The sequence below is a fragment of the Paenibacillus sp. J22R98 genome (assembly GCF_059383835.1).
The window spans coordinates 491,781-508,610 of the sequence record NZ_JBXENW010000001.1 but is presented as its reverse complement, the minus strand read 5'-3'; the positions used below and the strand labels follow the sequence as shown (position 1 = coordinate 508,610).

23 protein-coding genes are annotated in these 16,830 nt (G+C 50.3%); 8 read left to right on the top strand and 15 right to left on the bottom strand.

Translation table 11 applies throughout. From position 1 onward, the window contains the following. Nucleotides 1-69: 69 nt before the first annotated feature. The 5 genes from AC50Y3_RS02385 to AC50Y3_RS02365 form a co-directional block, all read right to left on the bottom strand. Nucleotides 70-774, bottom strand: coding sequence for a 5'-methylthioadenosine/adenosylhomocysteine nucleosidase (locus tag AC50Y3_RS02385; protein WP_494817166.1), 705 nt, complete (start codon nucleotides 772-774; stop codon nucleotides 70-72). Then, nucleotides 774-1,778 (bottom strand): catabolite control protein A, encoded by a 1,005-nt coding sequence (gene ccpA, locus AC50Y3_RS02380; RefSeq protein WP_494817165.1) that lies wholly within the window; start codon nucleotides 1,776-1,778, stop codon nucleotides 774-776. The genes AC50Y3_RS02385 and ccpA overlap by 1 nt, the downstream gene beginning before the upstream one ends. Before the next feature lie 71 nt (nucleotides 1,779-1,849). Continuing rightward, nucleotides 1,850-2,206 carry a bacillithiol system redox-active protein YtxJ gene (gene ytxJ, locus AC50Y3_RS02375; RefSeq protein WP_494817164.1) on the bottom strand — a complete coding sequence of 119 codons (357 nt, stop codon included), beginning with the start codon at nucleotides 2,204-2,206 and terminating at the stop codon, nucleotides 1,850-1,852. A 13-nt stretch (nucleotides 2,207-2,219) separates the two neighbouring features. After that, entirely contained in the window at nucleotides 2,220-2,645 is a 426-nt protein-coding gene (locus AC50Y3_RS02370; protein WP_494817163.1) for a hypothetical protein, read from the bottom strand. Nucleotides 2,646-2,771: 126 nt separating this feature from the next. Further along, nucleotides 2,772-3,194, bottom strand: a complete 423-nt coding sequence (locus AC50Y3_RS02365; protein ID WP_494817162.1) for a VanZ family protein — start codon at nucleotides 3,192-3,194, stop codon at nucleotides 2,772-2,774. An 84-nt stretch (nucleotides 3,195-3,278) separates the two neighbouring features. Between AC50Y3_RS02365 and AC50Y3_RS02360 the strand changes: the two genes are divergently transcribed. Continuing rightward, entirely contained in the window at nucleotides 3,279-3,803 is a 525-nt protein-coding gene (locus AC50Y3_RS02360) for a type 1 glutamine amidotransferase domain-containing protein (RefSeq protein WP_091215368.1), read from the top strand. 100 nt (nucleotides 3,804-3,903) lie between these two features. Here the strand turns inward: AC50Y3_RS02360 and ptsP are convergent, their stop codons facing one another. From ptsP to AC50Y3_RS02335, 5 genes are all read right to left on the bottom strand, one after another. Continuing rightward, a complete protein-coding gene (gene ptsP, locus AC50Y3_RS02355; RefSeq protein ID WP_494817161.1) occupies nucleotides 3,904-5,667 on the bottom strand; it encodes a phosphoenolpyruvate--protein phosphotransferase in 1,764 nt (587 codons plus the stop codon). Beyond that, entirely contained in the window at nucleotides 5,664-7,547 is a 1,884-nt protein-coding gene (locus tag AC50Y3_RS02350; protein ID WP_494817160.1) for a glucose PTS transporter subunit IIA, read from the bottom strand. The genes ptsP and AC50Y3_RS02350 overlap by 4 nt, the downstream gene beginning before the upstream one ends. Nucleotides 7,548-7,681: 134 nt before the next feature. Then, nucleotides 7,682-8,119, bottom strand: coding sequence for a CoA-binding protein (locus AC50Y3_RS02345; protein ID WP_494817159.1), 438 nt, complete (start codon nucleotides 8,117-8,119; stop codon nucleotides 7,682-7,684). A gap of 52 nt (nucleotides 8,120-8,171) precedes the next feature. Next, nucleotides 8,172-9,464, bottom strand: a complete 1,293-nt coding sequence (aroA, locus tag AC50Y3_RS02340) for a 3-phosphoshikimate 1-carboxyvinyltransferase (protein WP_494817158.1) — start codon at nucleotides 9,462-9,464, stop codon at nucleotides 8,172-8,174. 29 nt (nucleotides 9,465-9,493) lie between these two features. Then, on the bottom strand, nucleotides 9,494-10,021 hold the full coding sequence (locus AC50Y3_RS02335) for a shikimate kinase (protein ID WP_494817157.1): 528 nt from the start codon (nucleotides 10,019-10,021) through the stop codon (nucleotides 9,494-9,496). A gap of 150 nt (nucleotides 10,022-10,171) precedes the next feature. Here AC50Y3_RS02335 and AC50Y3_RS02330 point away from each other — a divergent pair, with 150 nt between their 5' ends. Beyond that, nucleotides 10,172-10,474 carry a hypothetical protein gene (locus AC50Y3_RS02330; protein ID WP_494817156.1) on the top strand — a complete coding sequence of 101 codons (303 nt, stop codon included), beginning with the start codon at nucleotides 10,172-10,174 and terminating at the stop codon, nucleotides 10,472-10,474. On the opposite strand, the gene gnd is transcribed toward AC50Y3_RS02330, so the two are convergent. The 4 genes from gnd to AC50Y3_RS02310 form a co-directional block, all read right to left on the bottom strand. Beyond that, nucleotides 10,455-11,867, bottom strand: a complete 1,413-nt coding sequence (gnd, locus tag AC50Y3_RS02325; protein ID WP_494817155.1) for an NADP-dependent phosphogluconate dehydrogenase — start codon at nucleotides 11,865-11,867, stop codon at nucleotides 10,455-10,457. The genes AC50Y3_RS02330 and gnd overlap by 20 nt on opposite strands. Before the next feature lie 226 nt (nucleotides 11,868-12,093). Further along, nucleotides 12,094-12,690, bottom strand: coding sequence for a YkzI domain-containing protein (locus tag AC50Y3_RS02320; protein ID WP_494817154.1), 597 nt, complete (start codon nucleotides 12,688-12,690; stop codon nucleotides 12,094-12,096). Between the two features lie 230 nt (nucleotides 12,691-12,920). After that, nucleotides 12,921-13,121 (bottom strand): hypothetical protein, encoded by a 201-nt coding sequence (locus tag AC50Y3_RS02315; protein WP_494817153.1) that lies wholly within the window; start codon nucleotides 13,119-13,121, stop codon nucleotides 12,921-12,923. A 136-nt stretch (nucleotides 13,122-13,257) separates the two neighbouring features. Next, on the bottom strand, nucleotides 13,258-13,689 hold the full coding sequence (locus tag AC50Y3_RS02310) for an Hsp20/alpha crystallin family protein (protein WP_494817152.1): 432 nt from the start codon (nucleotides 13,687-13,689) through the stop codon (nucleotides 13,258-13,260). 189 nt (nucleotides 13,690-13,878) lie between these two features. Between AC50Y3_RS02310 and AC50Y3_RS02305 the strand changes: the two genes are divergently transcribed. From AC50Y3_RS02305 to AC50Y3_RS02280, 6 genes are all read left to right on the top strand, one after another. Further along, complete coding sequence (locus tag AC50Y3_RS02305) at nucleotides 13,879-14,115, top strand: spore germination protein (protein ID WP_494817151.1); 237 nt, start codon at nucleotides 13,879-13,881, stop codon at nucleotides 14,113-14,115. Beyond that, a complete protein-coding gene (locus tag AC50Y3_RS02300; RefSeq protein WP_091215337.1) occupies nucleotides 14,115-14,330 on the top strand; it encodes a spore germination protein GerPB in 216 nt (71 codons plus the stop codon). Before AC50Y3_RS02305 ends, AC50Y3_RS02300 begins: the two co-directional genes overlap by 1 nt. Nucleotides 14,331-14,350: 20 nt before the next feature. Beyond that, a complete protein-coding gene (gerPC, locus tag AC50Y3_RS02295; RefSeq protein WP_494817150.1) occupies nucleotides 14,351-15,112 on the top strand; it encodes a spore germination protein GerPC in 762 nt (253 codons plus the stop codon). A 17-nt stretch (nucleotides 15,113-15,129) separates the two neighbouring features. Continuing rightward, a complete protein-coding gene (locus AC50Y3_RS02290; RefSeq protein WP_494817149.1) occupies nucleotides 15,130-15,384 on the top strand; it encodes a spore germination protein GerPD in 255 nt (84 codons plus the stop codon). Further along, a complete protein-coding gene (locus AC50Y3_RS02285) occupies nucleotides 15,381-15,857 on the top strand; it encodes a spore germination protein GerPE (RefSeq protein WP_494817148.1) in 477 nt (158 codons plus the stop codon). Before AC50Y3_RS02290 ends, AC50Y3_RS02285 begins: the two co-directional genes overlap by 4 nt. A gap of 184 nt (nucleotides 15,858-16,041) precedes the next feature. Further along, on the top strand, nucleotides 16,042-16,167 hold the full coding sequence (locus AC50Y3_RS02280; RefSeq protein ID WP_143111642.1) for a sporulation protein YjcZ: 126 nt from the start codon (nucleotides 16,042-16,044) through the stop codon (nucleotides 16,165-16,167). Between the two features lie 101 nt (nucleotides 16,168-16,268). Here the strand turns inward: AC50Y3_RS02280 and AC50Y3_RS02275 are convergent, their stop codons facing one another. Next, nucleotides 16,269-16,718: a GyrI-like domain-containing protein gene (locus tag AC50Y3_RS02275; RefSeq protein WP_494817147.1), complete on the bottom strand. Its 450-nt coding sequence runs from the start codon at nucleotides 16,716-16,718 to the stop codon at nucleotides 16,269-16,271. Between the last annotated feature and the right edge of the window lie 112 nt (nucleotides 16,719-16,830).

Here is a 16,830-nt window from a genome sequence, read left to right as displayed (position 1 = left end):
CAGTTCCGCTTGACCTCCCCCATTCGTGCGCGGGAAATCATGCGGAACTGCCTTTCTAACGTGCACCAATTAGATGTGCTGAATCATTTCGTCAATAATGCGGTGCGAATTGACCGATGCTTGAACCGTAAATTCTGCAAAGTTTACATGTGCGGAACCATCTGCTTTGTCGGACATGGAACGAATGACAACAAACGGAATGTTATTCATTACGCATACCTGCGCAAGGGAAGCACCTTCCATCTCTGTACATGCGCCGCCAAGCTCTTCATGCAGCTTTAGCACTTCGGCACGATCCGCGACAAATTGATCGCCGGACAGCACTTTGCCTTTCACACTGCGCCCCGGGAACAAGGACTCGCATGCATCGTTCGCAAGTTCTACGAGGTCAGCTGCAGCTTGAAACTCCCACACATCCTGAAACGGAATTTGACCGCGTGCGAATCCAAGCGGCGTACAATCCATATCATGCTGCAGACATGACGTCGAAACGACAATGTCGCCAACATTCAAGCTAGGCTCAACTGCACCGGCAACACCTGTGAATAATACGCAATCCACACCTGCATCAATAAGCAGCTGTGTACATACGGCAGCATTCACTTTACCTACACCGGATTTGCAGAACACGACGTTGCGGCCGTGCAGCGTACCTTCTACATATTCAATCCCAGCTTTCACAAACGAGCCTGTCTTCTCGACATGCTTATGTAGCAGTTCGATCTCTTCGACCATTGCACCCATGATGCCAATCTTGTTATACAAAGCTGTCATTATTTACTCCCTACCGACTGACGGTTCACGATTTCATGAGGAAGCACAACGCGCGGGTTCTCGACGGCTTCCTTCTTCATAAGCTTCGTAAGCAAACGCATCGAAACGGCACCGATGTCGTACATCGGCTGAGCGACTGCTGTAAGCTGCGGTCTAACCATGGATGCCATGCGGCTGTTATCCACGCTGATGACCGAGATTTGATCCGGCACTTTAAGTCCCGCATCTTGAATGCAGTGAATGGCACCGATAGCCATTTCATCTGTTGCGGAGAATACGGCTGTCGGAACGGTTTCCAGCTCCAAGAAATATTTCATTGCATCTACGCCGGATTCGTAGCGATAATTACCGATCCGTACAAGTGTTTCATCGTAAGGCAAGCCGGCTGATTCAAGCGCGCGTTTGTAGCCTTGGAAACGGGCATATCCGTTCGATGGATCCTGAAGCGTACCGCAAATCATCGCGATGCGCGTATGTCCGCTCTTAATAAGCGTTTGAACGGCATCAAAAGCAGCGCCTTCGTGATCGATATCAACCGAAGGTATCGTTCCATTCTCGTCTGTCGTTGCACAGAGCACGATCGGCACATTGGCTGTCTTGAATGCTTGCAAATGCTCGTCCGTTACAGCCCCGCCCATGAACAGCAAACCGTCCACCTGCTTCTCAAGCAAGGTGTTAATGACGCGAATCTCTTTATCTTTCTTCTTATCGGCATTGCACAAAATAATATTGTAGTGATACATATTAGCAATATCTTCGATGCCCCGCGCTACTTCAGCAAAGATTGCATTCGAGATATCCGGAATAACCACGCCTACGGTCGTTGTTTTCTTACTTGCCAGGCCGCGCGCTACAGCATTTGGACGATAGCCAAGACGTTCGATGGCTTCAAATACTTTCTTCCGTGTCTGAGGCTTAACGTTTGGATTGTTGTTAACAACCCGCGACACTGTCGCCATGGAAACGCCTGCTTCTCTTGCTACATCATAAATGGTTACCGTCACAGTCCTTCTCTCCATTAGTTCAAATTTTTATCTCGCGCCGCATTACTTTACCGTAATGATACGACAAAATATTACTTTTCGCAATGAGTACCGAGATGCTCGTCTAATGTTGAGTAGGTAATGCGCCAGTGAGATGCATGCCAGGACACCTTGCCATCGATCACTAATATAAGCTGAGGCGACTCGTGTTTGAGGCTGAGTTTCTCTGAAATGAGGGTTGAAAGCGGACGATTGTCCGGCACTAAAACCATCACCGTCCGGAGTGTAAGCGTTATCGCATCTTCCAACCAGTTTGATAATTCGTCATACGCACCGCTGCTGATCGAACAGCTGGTACTATGTTTAAACACTAGCAAAGGCTGTTGGAAAGAACCATTGTACGCTTCTTCCCACTGCGCTTCGGTTGTCATCGGAGGGGGCAGCTTCATTCCCTCACTCCCTTCAGGTTCGGCTTCCGTACTGCAGCATGCTACGGCTCAATTGAGCCAGCCGCTTATGTATTTCAGCAGTCCATGCTTCGTCGCCTGCAGCTTGCGCCACAGCAAACAAATCCAGAAGCATATCGATCCTCTCTTCTGTCATGCGCCGCATTATAACGGGATCGGTCAGCTTACGATCGTGATAAGCCTCTACCAACAAATTTGCCCATTCATTCCATTCGTTAAACAAGAACGTCTGTTTTACTGGATGAGCGCCTAGTTTGCCGATTAAACCGGTCAAATCCGGTTTCACTTCCGGAAACACTTCACTGCGGTTACACGACTTGCATGAGTAGATTGGAACATTATCGATTTCAACCTTATTCGAATAAATAACGGTACGCAGCTTCATTGGCATGTCGTCGCCGCAAGAACAGCGCTTTTGCAAAGTGGTCCACTCCTTCTCTTAAACAGCAGCAACACCGCACAGTGTTAAATAGGTGCTGCTCGACGTTAAAGATATTCGACCATATGCAAAAAAAGTCCTGCTTCTAAGTTAGTTGTAATTTTTGCATCATTCGGATAAGGCAACCAGTCTGCGCCAAAGCTTATTGACAAAGGGAATCGCAACGACAACAACGGCAAGAGCCGCACCGATCCCGTCATGCCGAAGATCCGCGATATCCGGCGTTCTTCCGGAAACGAAAGATTGGTGATACTCGTCCGTAACGCCATACAGCATACAAAGGAGCACAATCACCACTTTGAAAATCCATTTCTCTGCTCGACGGGCGAATCCGTAATCCAGTGCCAATGCAAGCACAAAGTAAGCTATAAAATGTCCCCAATCGAAGCTGGTCATCTGCGGAAACAGCTCCTGGAACCACGGAAGAAACGTATTCAACTGATCGTTCGTACGTGAGGAAAGCAGAAAAATGGTTGCCATAATCATGACTGCCGGGAGGAATCGAAGCCATCCCTTTGTCGTTTGCTTCATACTATCACCTTCGTTACAATGGATAAGAGCTTCATGAATCTAGTAAACGCAAATTTCAACGCAACTGCTAAAGGAGGAAAACAGGTGTCCTTACAAGGAAAAACAATTATTTGCCTGCTCGACGACGAGTTCGAGGATTTGGAGCTATGGTATCCCGTTTACCGTGTCCGCGAGGAAGGTGCAACCGTCCTGTTCGCAGGTCCTGAGAAAGGCCGCACTCATATTGGAAAATACGGCGTTCCTGCTACGGCTGACTTGTCTTTCGACGAAGTCGACGGCAGCAAGATCGATGGTCTGCTCGTACCCGGAGGCTGGGCCCCGGACAAGCTCCGCCGCTACCCGAAGGTACTGCAGCTTGTGAAAGAAATGGATACGGCGCAGAAGCCGATCGGCCAGATCTGCCACGCCGGCTGGGTGCTGATCTCTGCGAAGATCCTGCAAGGCCGCAAGGTTACATCTACGCCGGGCATTCGCGATGATATGGAGAATGCAGGGGCAACTTGGATCGATGAGCCGGTCGTAGTAGACGGTCACATCGTATCGTCACGTCGCCCGCCGGATCTGCCGCCTTACGCGAAAGCCTTCGTTGACGCGCTTCGCGGCAACTGATTCACGTACGCCGGAAGTCTCGGGCAGTTACCGTCCGATAATAGATGACGCAGAAGAAGGGCGGCAACCCAAGGGTTCCCCCCCTTCTCTATGTTCGAGTTTATACTTGCTTCGTCACGGCTGACCGTTCACGAGCCGCTGCAAGTGGTGCATCCTGCGAAACTGCCAACAGCTCATGAATTTGAGCGCTCGTTCGGCAGCGGAGCAGCTCATCAAACAATGCCCGGCACTCCTGCTGCTTCAAGGAGAGCAGCCTTTCTTTAACAGGCAATATCGCATGAGCGGACATACTCAGTTCGTCGACATCAAGGGCGAGCCAGATCGGCAGCGCATGCAGATCGCCTGCCATTTCGCCGCATACCCCTACGTGGATACCGCTGCGTTTGGCGGCTTCAATCGTAAGCTTCAGCATACGCAGCACCGCCGGGTGATACGGCTCATAGAGATGAGAAATTTGCTCGTTCATCCGATCGACGGCGAGTGTAAACTGTACCAAATCGTTCGTTCCGATGCTGAAGAAGTCGACTTCCTCGGCAAGAATATCCGCGATCAGCACAGCAGCGGGAAGCTCGATCATAATACCGACTTCGATATTTTCGTTAAAGCCGATTCCTTCCGCCTTCAATTCCGCCTTGCACTCTTCCAGCAGCGCATTTGCGGCGCTCACCTCTTCGACCGAAGAGATAAGCGGATACATGATCTTCACGTTTCCGTAGTGGCTTGCCCGAAGGATCGCTCTTAATTGGGTTTTGAACAAATCCTTCTTGTCGAGACAGATCCGAATGGCCCGATAACCCAGAAACGGATTGCTCTCTTCAGGGAGCTCGAAATAATCCAGCTGCTTATCGCCGCCGATATCCAGCGTACGAATAATAAGCGGCTTATGATCCAGCTTCTCTGCCACGGAGCGGTACACATCATACTGCTCATCTTCCCTCGGAAGCCGGTTGCGGTCCATATAGAGAAACTCCGTCCGAAACAACCCGACGCCATTGGTTCCGCTGCTTAATGCGACATCCAGCTCCTTCAGCGAACTGATATTGGCACTGAGCTCGAATTCCTTCCCGTCCTGCGTGACCGGCTTTACGCTGACAATCCGTTTGAGCTGCTGCTTCTTCTCCCGTTGACGAAGCTGCATGCCTGTATAATGATCGACAAGCGAGTCCTCGGGATGCATATGAACAACGCCGAGGTCGCCATCGATAATGAGCATATCGCCGGTTTGGATCGTCTCTTCAAGCTTGGATTCAATGCCCACTACAAGCGGAACACCAAGCGCCCTTGCCATAATCGAGGAATGCGAGGTCGTGCTTCCGGCCAACGTTGCGATACCAAGCACATGATTGGGGTTCAAATGCGCCAGCTGCGACGGTGAGAGTTCTCTGGCGATGAGCAGGAAAGGCTGCGTATCGGAAGGAAGCGTAATTTCCGGAGCGCCTAGCAGATGCTTGAGCAGCCGGTTCCCTACGTCCTTGATATCCAGCGCGCGTTCTTTCATATACTCGTCATCCAATAGATCGAACATCGTTACAAAATGGTCAATGGCTTCTTTCACTGCCACTTCCGCTGCTTTATATTGACGCTGAATGATGCCTTGGATCTCGTTCATAAAGACCGGATCATCCAATATCGCCAGATGGGCATCGAATATGCTCGTTTCCTCAGGTCCGACAACCTCGCGCAGCTCATCCTTCAAGTGCTCGATTTCGACCTTCGAGGTGCGAATGCCTTCATATAATCGATCAAACTCGCGCGCCAGATCAGCGACATCGATTTTCTGCTCCGGCAGATCCCATTCCCAGTTCGGCAGCACGAACGCTTTGCCGATTGCGATGCCGGATGATGCTCCAATACCTTGAATCACGCTGTTTCCCCTCCACCGCTTCTCTCTTTTAGCACAACTGACATGACGGAAGCCTGACCCTTTTTAACCCCTTTAAACGGAGCGAAGCTCCAAGAACTGACCAAATCAGAGTTTGTAATCACCATCGGAGTCGCGAGAGACTTACTCCCTTTGCGTATTTTCTGCATATCGAAGGTGATGAGCAATTGCCCCGGTTTCACCTGATCCCCTTCTTGGACGACAGCATGGAAGCCATATCCTTTCATCTGGGAGGTATCGATCCCGATGTGAAGCAGCACTTCAAGCCCTTCCTGCGTGCGAATACCTATGGCATGCATAGATGGATACACATGAATGATTTTCCCTTGAACCGGAGAGACGAGCTCCCCCTTATCAGGCATGAATGCTACACCATCGCCAACAAGCTTTCCTGCAAAAATCGGATCCGGCACTTCGGAGAGCGGCATCATCCGTCCTTGAACAGGGGAACAAAACAGAACTCTAGATATATCCCTTCGTATCGCTTTGTCCATTTCCTCCCGTATCAGCTCGGAATAGGTACCGAATACGATCTGGACATTGCCTCCCCCAAGCCGGATGACGCCTGCGGCGCCTAAATGCTTGAGGGCGTTAATGTCGACCAGCTTATCGCTGGAAACCTTCAAACGAAGCCGGGTGATACAAGCTTCCATTTGCACGATGTTTTCTTTGCCGCCGATGGCTTGCAGGATGAGCGGTGCACGATAAGGGATATCCCCTGCCCACTCGTCAAGCTGTGAACCTTCTTCCCGCCCAGGCGTTGGAATTTGGAAGCGCTGAATCGCCCAGCGGAATAAGAAATAATAGAGCAAACCGAACAAAATGCCGATCGGGATGAGCAGCCAGCCTCTGGTGGCCAGATGCTCATTAATGAGGAAGTCGATCGCTCCTGCTGAGAACGAGAAGCCATGCCGGATGCCAAGCTCGTATGTAACCCACATCATCGCGCCTGAGAGAAGCGCGTGGACAACGAATAAATAAGGTGCAACAAACAGAAACGCGAATTCGATTGGCTCTGTCACGCCGGTTAAGAATGAAGCTAGCGCCGCGGTCGTAAACGTTTTGCGTATTTTCGGTTTCAAATCCTCGCGCGCCTCATGAATAATCGCAAACGCGATTGCAGGCAGCGCGAACATCATCGTCGGATACAAGCCGGCCATAAATCCGCCGGCCGTAGGATCGCCTGCGAAGAAGCGCGGCAAATCCCCGAAAACAACAGTACCTTCAGGGGTGCTGTAGCCCCCGACTTGAAACCAGAAGACGTGGCTGACCAAATGATGCAGCCCGAACACGACTAGAATGCGAAGCACGAAGCCGAACAGAAACACGCCGAAGCCGCCGCCGGAATCGATAATTTCGCCAAGCTCGATTAGGGCACTATGTATATAAGGTGCGAGCTGCACCATGATGATCGCCCAAATGGTAGAGAATACACTCACAATGAGCGGAATAAACCGCGGTCCTCCAAAGAACTGGATATATTCCGGAAACTTGATCGACTTGAATCGTTCATTAAAGATACTGGTCACGATCCCGATTATTACGCCTGTAAACACCGTCGGCTCCAGCTCATAATGACTCGCGTTTATAATGCTCGTATATATAAACATGCCGGCAATAGCGGCTAAGCCTGCCGCGCCTGCATTGCTTGTCATCCCCATTGCGATGCCAAATGCAAATAAATAGGGCAGGAACGTAAACAGCGTATTCCCTGCGGTCAGCAGATGCGTATGGATGCTGGGAAGTCCCATCGCTTCCCAAGGCAAAGCGCTCAAACTTAGGAATATGGCTGCGCCGGGCAGTACAATCGTCGGAAGCATGAATGAACGGCCAAGCTGCTGCAGATGCCCCATTATGTTCATAGGTTCCCCCCTCTCTTGAATATGACATTCCCCAAAAAACCTCTACTCCTGATCGTAAGGGTTGAAACCGTCTTTGTCAAAATAAAACGGCAGACCCCGTGGTCCGCCGCTTCATTCGATTATGAGCCAAACAGTTATGCTTTGGGCTTCCCTTGCGGCAGCAAGATGGAGTCCTCTACCTTGATGCAGCGGTCCATAATGACCCGCAGTCCGCCGCGCTCCGCGATTGCCGCTGCTTCATCGTTTGCGATGCCGAGCTGCAGCCATAAGGTCTTTGCACCAATGGCGACTGCTTCCTCCGCGACAGGAGGTGTATGCTCGCTGCGACGGAAGACGTTTACGACGTCAACCGGAAACGGAATATCCTTTAGCGAAGCGTAATTCTTCTCACCGAGAATCGTTTCTGCCCCCGCAGGGTTGACGGGAATGATGCGGTAGCCTTTCGCCTGCATCGCTTCCGAAACCATATACGAGGTACGATCCGGTTTATCGGATAAACCGACTACCGCGATAACCGAGCTTGCTTCCAGAATTCCTTTGATTTCATCTCTTGAAGGATTAGTAAAGGCCATGTGTATACCGTCCCTTCTAACATTCGATTTCTTAGCTTAGACTGCCAATTTCCTACTCAATCCATTCGACATTCGCGCCGAGTGCTTTCAAATGATCAAAGAAGATCGGGTAAGACTTCGCCACATGATGGGCGTCACGAATACGAAGCGGTTGTTTGGCACGCAGACCAACGACAGTAAGAGCCATAATAACGCGGTGATCGTAATGCGCATTGATTTCCACGCCGCCCTCTACGCCTTCCGGACGACCGTGGACGATAATCTCGCTCTGGCGCTCTTCGACGTTTGCGCCTGCTTTGCGCAGCTCATTCAAGTAATCTGTAATGCGGTCGCACTCTTTGTAGCGGAGGTTCTCGACATCATAGAATCGGGAGGTGCCCTCTGCGAATACAGCTGCGGCAACCATAGCAAGCACCGCATCCGTCGCTTTATCGCCATCAAATTCAACGGCTTTCAGCTTGCCGTTTCCTTTCACATGAACGATGCCGTTCTCGTGCGTCAGTGGTACTTCCATCATACGCAGTACGTCAACAATCGCGCGTTCGCCTTGCTTGCTGTTCTCTTCCAAGCGATGAAGGATAACATCGGATTGCGTAACCGCAGCAGCTGCAAGTACAGCAGCAGAGCCAGGATAGTCGCCTTGTACAACGTATTTCTTCGCTTCATAACGTTGTCCGCCTGCGACGCGATAGTGCATCAGGTCCTCGCTTGCTTCAATCACGATGCCCGCTTGCGCAAGAACTTCAAGCGTTTGTCCCACAACAACCTTGGATTTCAGGTCATGCAGCACTTCAATCTCGCTGTCTTCCTCAAGAAGCGGCGTCAAGAACAGCAGCGCGCTGAGGAACTGCGAACTCACATTCCCGGATACTTGAATTTTGCCGCCTTTGGCTGCGCCGCCGCGAATGGTGATTGGCAGTCGGCCGTTATTATGTTGTACATCAACGCCGATTTGGCCAAGCGCATCGATCAGATCATCATGCGGGCGTTTGCCCAATGAATCCGGGTAACGATTAATAAACGTAACATCCGGAGCAAGGGCAGTAATCGCCATAAGGAAACGGAGCACAGCTCCTGCATTGCCTACATCAAGCTCTTTCACGTCTTTGGGATTGCGACCAAAGCCTGTAATCGTAATTTTCTCGTCATCTTCTTCAATAACGGCGCCAAGATCGCGAATACAACGGCGCATAGCGTCACTGTCTTCACTATGTGCGGGGTAATAAATCGTGCTGGTGCCTTCTGCCAGAGCGGCAACAAGCAGGTAACGTGTTGTGTAGTTCTTGGAAGATAGCGCTTGAAGCTCGCCTTGCAGCTTCGGTGTTGGGGTTACGAGTACATCCATCTTTAGTCGGTCTCCTTTATATGTAAGTGTTAGAAACGCCTCTTGATGCCGTGCTCAATTTGCTCCACAACCTGCTCTACGCTGAGATTCGTCGTATCAACCGTCAAATGGGCAAACCCATACGCATGCTTCCGGTCTTCGAGCAGTTTATATACACGCTCGCGCACATCGCCTTGAAGCAGCGGACGTGCGGGATCTTCGCTCACGCGGGCAATAATATGCTCCGGATCTGCAGTTAAAGCAACTACGATGCTATCTTGAAGCATCATGGAACGGTTGCGCTCCGACAAGACTGCGCCGCCGCCGGTCGCAATCACGAGAGGCTCGGAACTACCCAGCACTTCTGCGAGCGCAGCTGTCTCTGCAAGCCTAAATTCCACCTCGCCCCGCTGAGCGAAAATGTCCGCAATCGCCTGGCCCTCACGCCGGACAATCTCGGCGTCAATATCGGCCGTTCCGCATTTCAGAAGCTCTGCTAACTGTTTGCTGACCGTCGACTTGCCGGTTCCCATAAAGCCGATGAGAACGACATGATGAAGCGGTTGTTCCTTATGCATGGCTAAAACACCTTCCCAACCTGAACGTTAACAAAAAAACATTTTCCAGTGATTATATCATTATTACAGATTAACGGGTATAAAAAATTGGTTTCTTCCGTAGAGTTGATAGTACCGATTCCTACAAATTCATAAAGGAGTGACCTCGATATGGCTCCAATCCCCGAGCCTTTCTCCGCCCAGTACCGCGTGGACAGAATCTTTAATCCCGATTATCCGCTTTCCCGTGAAGATGTGCTGTGGACACTAGAGTATATGAAAAAGAAAATGGCTGACGAAGCGCCTGAATTACTCAGTCTTCCTCAGCCACTCTTATTAAAAAAATTGCAAAGCTTTGCAGAAGCCTCGTTATTCCTGCTTAAGCAGCAGCGCAGCGGATGCGGCCAAGAGTCCGACCGTCTGCGAAGCTGCTTACAGGATGTAATAACGGGTCTTACGATTGAATCCAATTGAAGTGGAATGAACCTTCTTTGTCCACACGCTTGAACGTGTGTGCGCCGAAGTAGTCGCGCTGCGCTTGAAGCAGGTTCGCAGGCAGACGCTCTGTGCGGTAGCTGTCGTAGTAGGACAGCGCGCTCGAGAATGCCGGTACCGGAATACCTTGCGTTACTGCAGTTGCGATTACTTCGCGCCATGCGCCTTGGTACGATTCCACGATTTCTTTGAAGTGGTCATCAAGAAGCAGGTTAGTCAAACCTGGGTTTTTGTCATACGCATCTTTGATGTTCTGCAGGAAGCCCGCACGGATAATGCAGCCGCCGCGGAAAATCATCGCGATGTCGCCGTAACGCAGGTTCCAGTCATACTCGTCGCTTGCTGCGCGCATTTGTGCGAAGCCTTGTGCGTACGAGCAAATTTTACTTGCGAACAATGCTTTACGAACTGCTTCGATGAAAGCTGCTTTGTCGCCTTGGTAAGGAGCCGACTGAGGTCCTTTCAGCAATTTGCTTGCTGCTACGCGCTCGTCTTTAAGTGCAGACAAGAAACGGGAGAAGACGGATTCTGTAATAATGGACAACGGCACGCCAAGATCAAGTGCGCTTTGGCTTGTCCATTTACCGGTACCCTTCTGTCCAGCGGAGTCAAGGATAACATCAACCATAGGCTGTTTCGTTTCCGGATCGTATTTGGAGAAAATATCTGCTGTAATTTCGATCAGGTAGCTGTCAAGCTCCCCTTTGTTCCACTCGGTGAAGATCGATTGCAATTCTTCTGTGCTTACGCCCAAAACGCGGTTAAGCAGGTCGTATGCTTCGCAGATCAATTGCATATCGCCATACTCGATACCGTTGTGCACCATTTTCACGTAGTGGCCGGCTCCGTCCGGTCCGATGTATGTGCAGCATGCGTCGCCGCCAACTTTCGCGGAAATCGCAGTAAGAATTGGCTCAACAAGTTTATAAGCAGACTCTTGACCGCCAGGCATGATGGACGGTCCTTTCAGTGCGCCTTCTTCGCCGCCGGAAACGCCTGTGCCGATGAAACGAAGACCGCGTGCTTCCAGCGCTTTACTGCGGCGCTGTGTATCAGGGAAATAAGCGTTGCCGCCGTCGATAATAATATCGCCTTCATCCAGAAGCGGTACAAGTGCATCAATAGTTGCATCTGTGCCTGCGCCGGCTTGAACCATGATAAGAATTTTACGAGGTACTTCAAGCGATGCTACAAATTCCTCGACAGTATATGTACCGACAAGGTTTTTGCCAGCCGATTCGCTCAAGAGATCGTCTGTTTTCTCACGGGAACGGTTATAAACCGATACCGTAAATCCTCTGCTCTCAATATTAAGTGCAAGGTTCTTACCCATTACGGCAAGACCGATAACGCCGATTTGCTGCTTAGACATTTGATTCTCCACACCTTTTCTCTGTTATAGTAATGACACAGTACGGCGAAGCAAGTACCTTCGCTTGCGGATACAATGATCCTATTTTACTCCTTTTAACCAGGAATGAAAACCTTCTTCATCAGAAAAATGTCGATTCCCACCTATATATTACCACACAAACAAAATAAACCCCCGGTTTGCTAGCACCCCGGAGGTTTATTTCCTATCTTTAATCTCGGTTATTTCAAAGCTCAAGCTGTATCATCTCAGTTCTAAGGGATTGCAGTCTTTCCTTGGACTGCGACATGTCTTCTTCTCGCCCTTCCGTGATCGCTTCATGGAGGACCGAAAGCTCATAATCAAGCTCATACCGTAGCACTGACGCTCGCTCCTCAGCCCTTTTCGACTGAAACGCCTGAATGACTTCCTCTACCGTAACAAATGGTTTTTTCTGATAGATGATGCGATGTTCCATGCCGGACACCTCCACAAGTCGAATGATTTCACCAAACATAATGCTTTCAATGACAATTTGCCTGTCTTTGAACCGTTTGACAACTGCATGACCGCGGGAATCGTTAATCAGCTTCTCCAATAAATCCGACAACTTCTCATCCTTAATTAGATAATCACCGACGATTTTGTATCGGTTGCGAACACGTTGAAACCGAAGCTTCACAAGCTTGCGCCCGCTGCGTACCGAGATGAGAAAATAGACGTCCGTTTCGCTCCAATAAAGCGAATATCCCTCCTGGATCAAATCCCGAATGAGATTTTGGATTTGCCGCCTGTCGAAACGCAGCTCCAAATTGCAGTATTCAACTTCATAACTTTTGTTCATCGGCAATCCCTCCCTCCGTTTGGCTTCATTGACGAAATGTTCTGAATATTCTCTCATATGATTATCTTATACTCCATCTTATGTTCTGGCAACTTGGATTATTGACTATTTTTCGCCTTTTCGAGCCCAATTGGACAAACAAACTTTTTTACGCAAAAAGGCTGCCCCAGACTTGGTGATCAAGTCGCTGGGACAGCCTGCTTTGTACAATTATGCCACCTATTTCCAGGTCAGACAAACCATTGTTTCAAAATAATTCCGAATGAAATCGCACTGACAACGGCTCCGGCAAAGCTGTATACGCCGGCGCGAATTCGCTGCTCGAACATCTTCACGATGCCGAAGCTGAGCAATCCAAATATCAGCATAATAAACACCGCGCCTGTAATAAACAAGGCCGCAGATATGGCACTAACGTCAACCAGAGTCACTAATAACACTCCCTATGCAAGTCTTTACTTGCATTATAGCCAAGCCTGCGGCGTATAGCCAGCAGGGGAACATAGGAAGATCGAACAAATTCGTGACATTTATATAGTGATAGGGCTGCTCTAATAAAGCTGATTGCTATAGCCCATGGATTGTTGCTGTATGCACGCGTTTGCTTGGCGGACGTTTACGGAGCTTAATCTTGAGCACTGCACCATCATACGCGGCATGGCAGGAACGTGGCAGCACAAGCTTCGGCAGTTTAATGCTTTCATCGCTCTTGCCGGCTATTCCGCTTAGCTTCACGCGATCTTCCTTCACGATCAGACGAATGGCAGATAAATCTGCCGATTCTCCGAGCGGATACGTAACGATTACATATCTCTTGGTTTCTACAATATTAGATGAAGTAGGATTCAGCGCCGAGGTCGCTGCCGGCAGTGCTTTGTTCATCATGCCGCGGACGTAATTCTCGATCCAGTCGGATTGGCGGAAGATGTCGAACCCTTTGGGCAGCTGCTGGCCATCCATCCAATCCTCAAGTTCTTCCCACTTTGATTTCGATGACATGCAAGCGCACCTCCGCCTAACGCCGTTATAGCAATTAGTTTATGCGGGCAGCTTTATAGGCGCTACTGCCGAATGGCGATTTCCAATCAAACGGCAAGGACACATGTGCCACAAAGTCACAACTGGGCGTTTGCCGCATACGATGTAACAAATGCTCGCTGAACACCAGTCTAGGGAGAGTGAGATGTCATGCCCGCTATTGTTGGCTTTGTCAAAGTAATCAGTGTCGGCTCCAGCGCAGTCGTTCAATTCGGTGATTCCGTTCAAATCTCTCCGTCCAGCTCATCCAAAACGTATGCAGGATCCGGCTCCTTCCTCACTGGCGGTTTGACCAACTCGAACAATGCTGTCAGTGCGACGAATACGAATGATCCGGATGTCCAAGACAATACGCAAAATGAAGTTGCTAACGGAGTGAACATCTAATGCAGCTTACTGTTCATCAAACGATTACGATCCACCAGCTTCGTGTGGACAGCGTAGCAAACTCCTCCGTCCTGCAGGTTGGGACGGCTGGAGCGATTTCCTCCCTCTCGCAAATGTACAACTCCGGGGGATTTAAAGAACCGGCACCCATGCTCAACGAAGAGCTCAGCACGGAGAATCCGCTGAACTTCGTTCCGCTGCCAAATCCGAATTAACAAGGAGGTGCCCCGAGCGTATGCAACCGGCAAACACACCGCCCACTCCTTGGCAACTATGGAACGCGTTTAACCAGCATTTTCATAAGCTGCAATGTCAGCTCGATGAGCAGCAGGCTGTGATTACCCGGCTTAGCAAGCAGCTCGAGGCGCTGAATGTTCGCTTGGATGCCGCAGAGTCCAAGCCAAGCTATCATATCGATACGATCCAATATCATTTTGACCAATTAAAAGTCGAGAAGCTCGATGGTACGCTGAACATCGGGCTGCAGCCTCCTAGTGAAGAACAAATTAAAGAGATCGGCCAAATTGTCATGCCGAATGGGAACAGCACGCTTGTCGTCAACGATCCCGGTCACAAGCCGAATAACGACAATCCGCCTGTGAATAACCTCAAGCCCAACGTTTTCCCCGTAAATCCTACTAATGGTGGACCGAGCAGTGTGTTACCCGATTCCCCCTATCCGGAAATCCGCTTAGTGATTGATCGCTACTTGGATCAGAATGCCCTGCAGCAACTGAGCGAGCTTGAAGCTGAGCTCGGCATCTCGCTCGACCCTTATCACCGCAAACTCATCATCGAGGATATTCGCAAGCAAATGAGCGCGAGAATCCAATTCTATATTCAAGCCGCGGAACGTGAGGGAAAAGGCAGCAGTTCCACATCTGAAGGCGGCAATACGCTTAGCGATGCGCAAATCCAAGAGGCTATCATCGGGAAGACGACGCGTGACATCCATGCTGCGCTCCGCAGCTACTTGACCCGATTGCAAAATTCATAAGAAGGAGCCGCCAATCTATGCAGATGCATGTAGTGAACCATGTGCTCGCTGTCGGCAGCATTCAACTAACCGGCGTAGCGAGCGCATCGATACTTCAAATCGGCGATACCGAGGAGATTACGCTCATCTCCATGTTCGATACGCCGCCGGAGTCGGTTATCGTTGGCCCGATTGCACCGCTTGACGAACCGCAAGGTGCAAGCCGCGCGGAAGGCGAGCCCGATGTGTTCAAGACAGAAACGCTTGAGAAGCTGGAGGAGCTGGGGTTATGAGAAGCAACACCCCGCTTCCGGCTGACAGCGAAGAAATATCGGACTACCCCGTACGCGTATCAGAGTTAGGCGGATTGTACTTAACGAGTGTAAGCGGTGCTTCGGTTGTGCAGATCGGCGATCGTGCCGAGGTCAATGCTTCTCTTCGAGCGCTAGCCGTTCAACGTGCTGCCGATCATGCCGAATCAGGCAAAGTGTATTTCGAGTCTTATTCCATCTTCGATCGTGCGACGCCGAGCTGGGACCCGCTTGGTATTACCACGGATGACGTGCCTACTTTCATTCGGACAACCAACCTCAAGCCTACCATCAGTGTCGGCTGTATCGAAATCATAGCCGTCAGCAGCGCCGCCAATGTGCTGATCGGCAACGGTCTGAAGATGCGAGCGGAATCCAGGGTCAAGCATATCCGCCAATATGCCCGCGCGACGCCAACCCACTCCTCCCTTGCCTCACCTCCAAACCAATGTTAACGTAGGCGGATGCCATGCAAGGCTGTTTACCCTGCGAAGCCACTACTGTCCCAATTGGGCGAATGCGTAATTACGAATGCACCCCGTACAAACGTCCAATCGATTCCGTCTCAAAGGCATATATTACAAATGTGATATGAAACATCACAAATTAACCACTCAGGAGGTATGTACAGTGGGATATATGCAAGGTGTAGGCGGCGCAGGAGTAGGTTGCGGTGGCGGACCGGGCGTGCTTTGGACTAGTGCAGGCGTAATTCTTGTACTTTATATTTTGCTCGTTATCGTTCTTCGCGGCGGCTTCTATTGATCCCGTTAGTCCCATAAACAAAAACCGGTCTTGCCTTCGGGCAAGACCGGTTTTTGCATTTATCGTGACTTCGCAGACCCTTCTGGGTCCTTGCATACATGCTATAACAACGGAAGATAAACATCCACCTCAGAAGGCCATAACGGATTATGCACCTGATACACCTCGAGTGCCAGCCCCCGCTTATTGTTGCTTAAGCCTTTTGCCTTGATATAAGCGTGAAGAAGCTCGTAAGGATCACCCTGATCGACACGGACCTTTACATAACGCTGCGCGGGGATCGTAAACCCGATCATCCCTTCAGGTACTGCCGGCAGTGAACGAACCTCCATACAGGATAAATACGTGAATAGCTGATCGCTGACGAACGAAGGACAGACGTAAGATCCGGCGTCCACAAGGTTCTTGATCTCGAATCGGCGGGCGATAAAAGCTTTCAAGTGCTGCTCCACCCGCTTCGGATCGTGATTAGCAAAAACGGACGTGATCGCCATCCCAACATAATGCCGTTCGGGAAGCGTGACTTCCTGTACATCATCGATCGAACTCACAGCAGAATACCCCCATTCACGAGATAAGCCGAGACCTTCCCATCTTTGGTGTTCAGCAATAGACTAGCTTCCCGCAAACGCTCCGTCAAGCTTATTTTCGCCGGCCCGATGG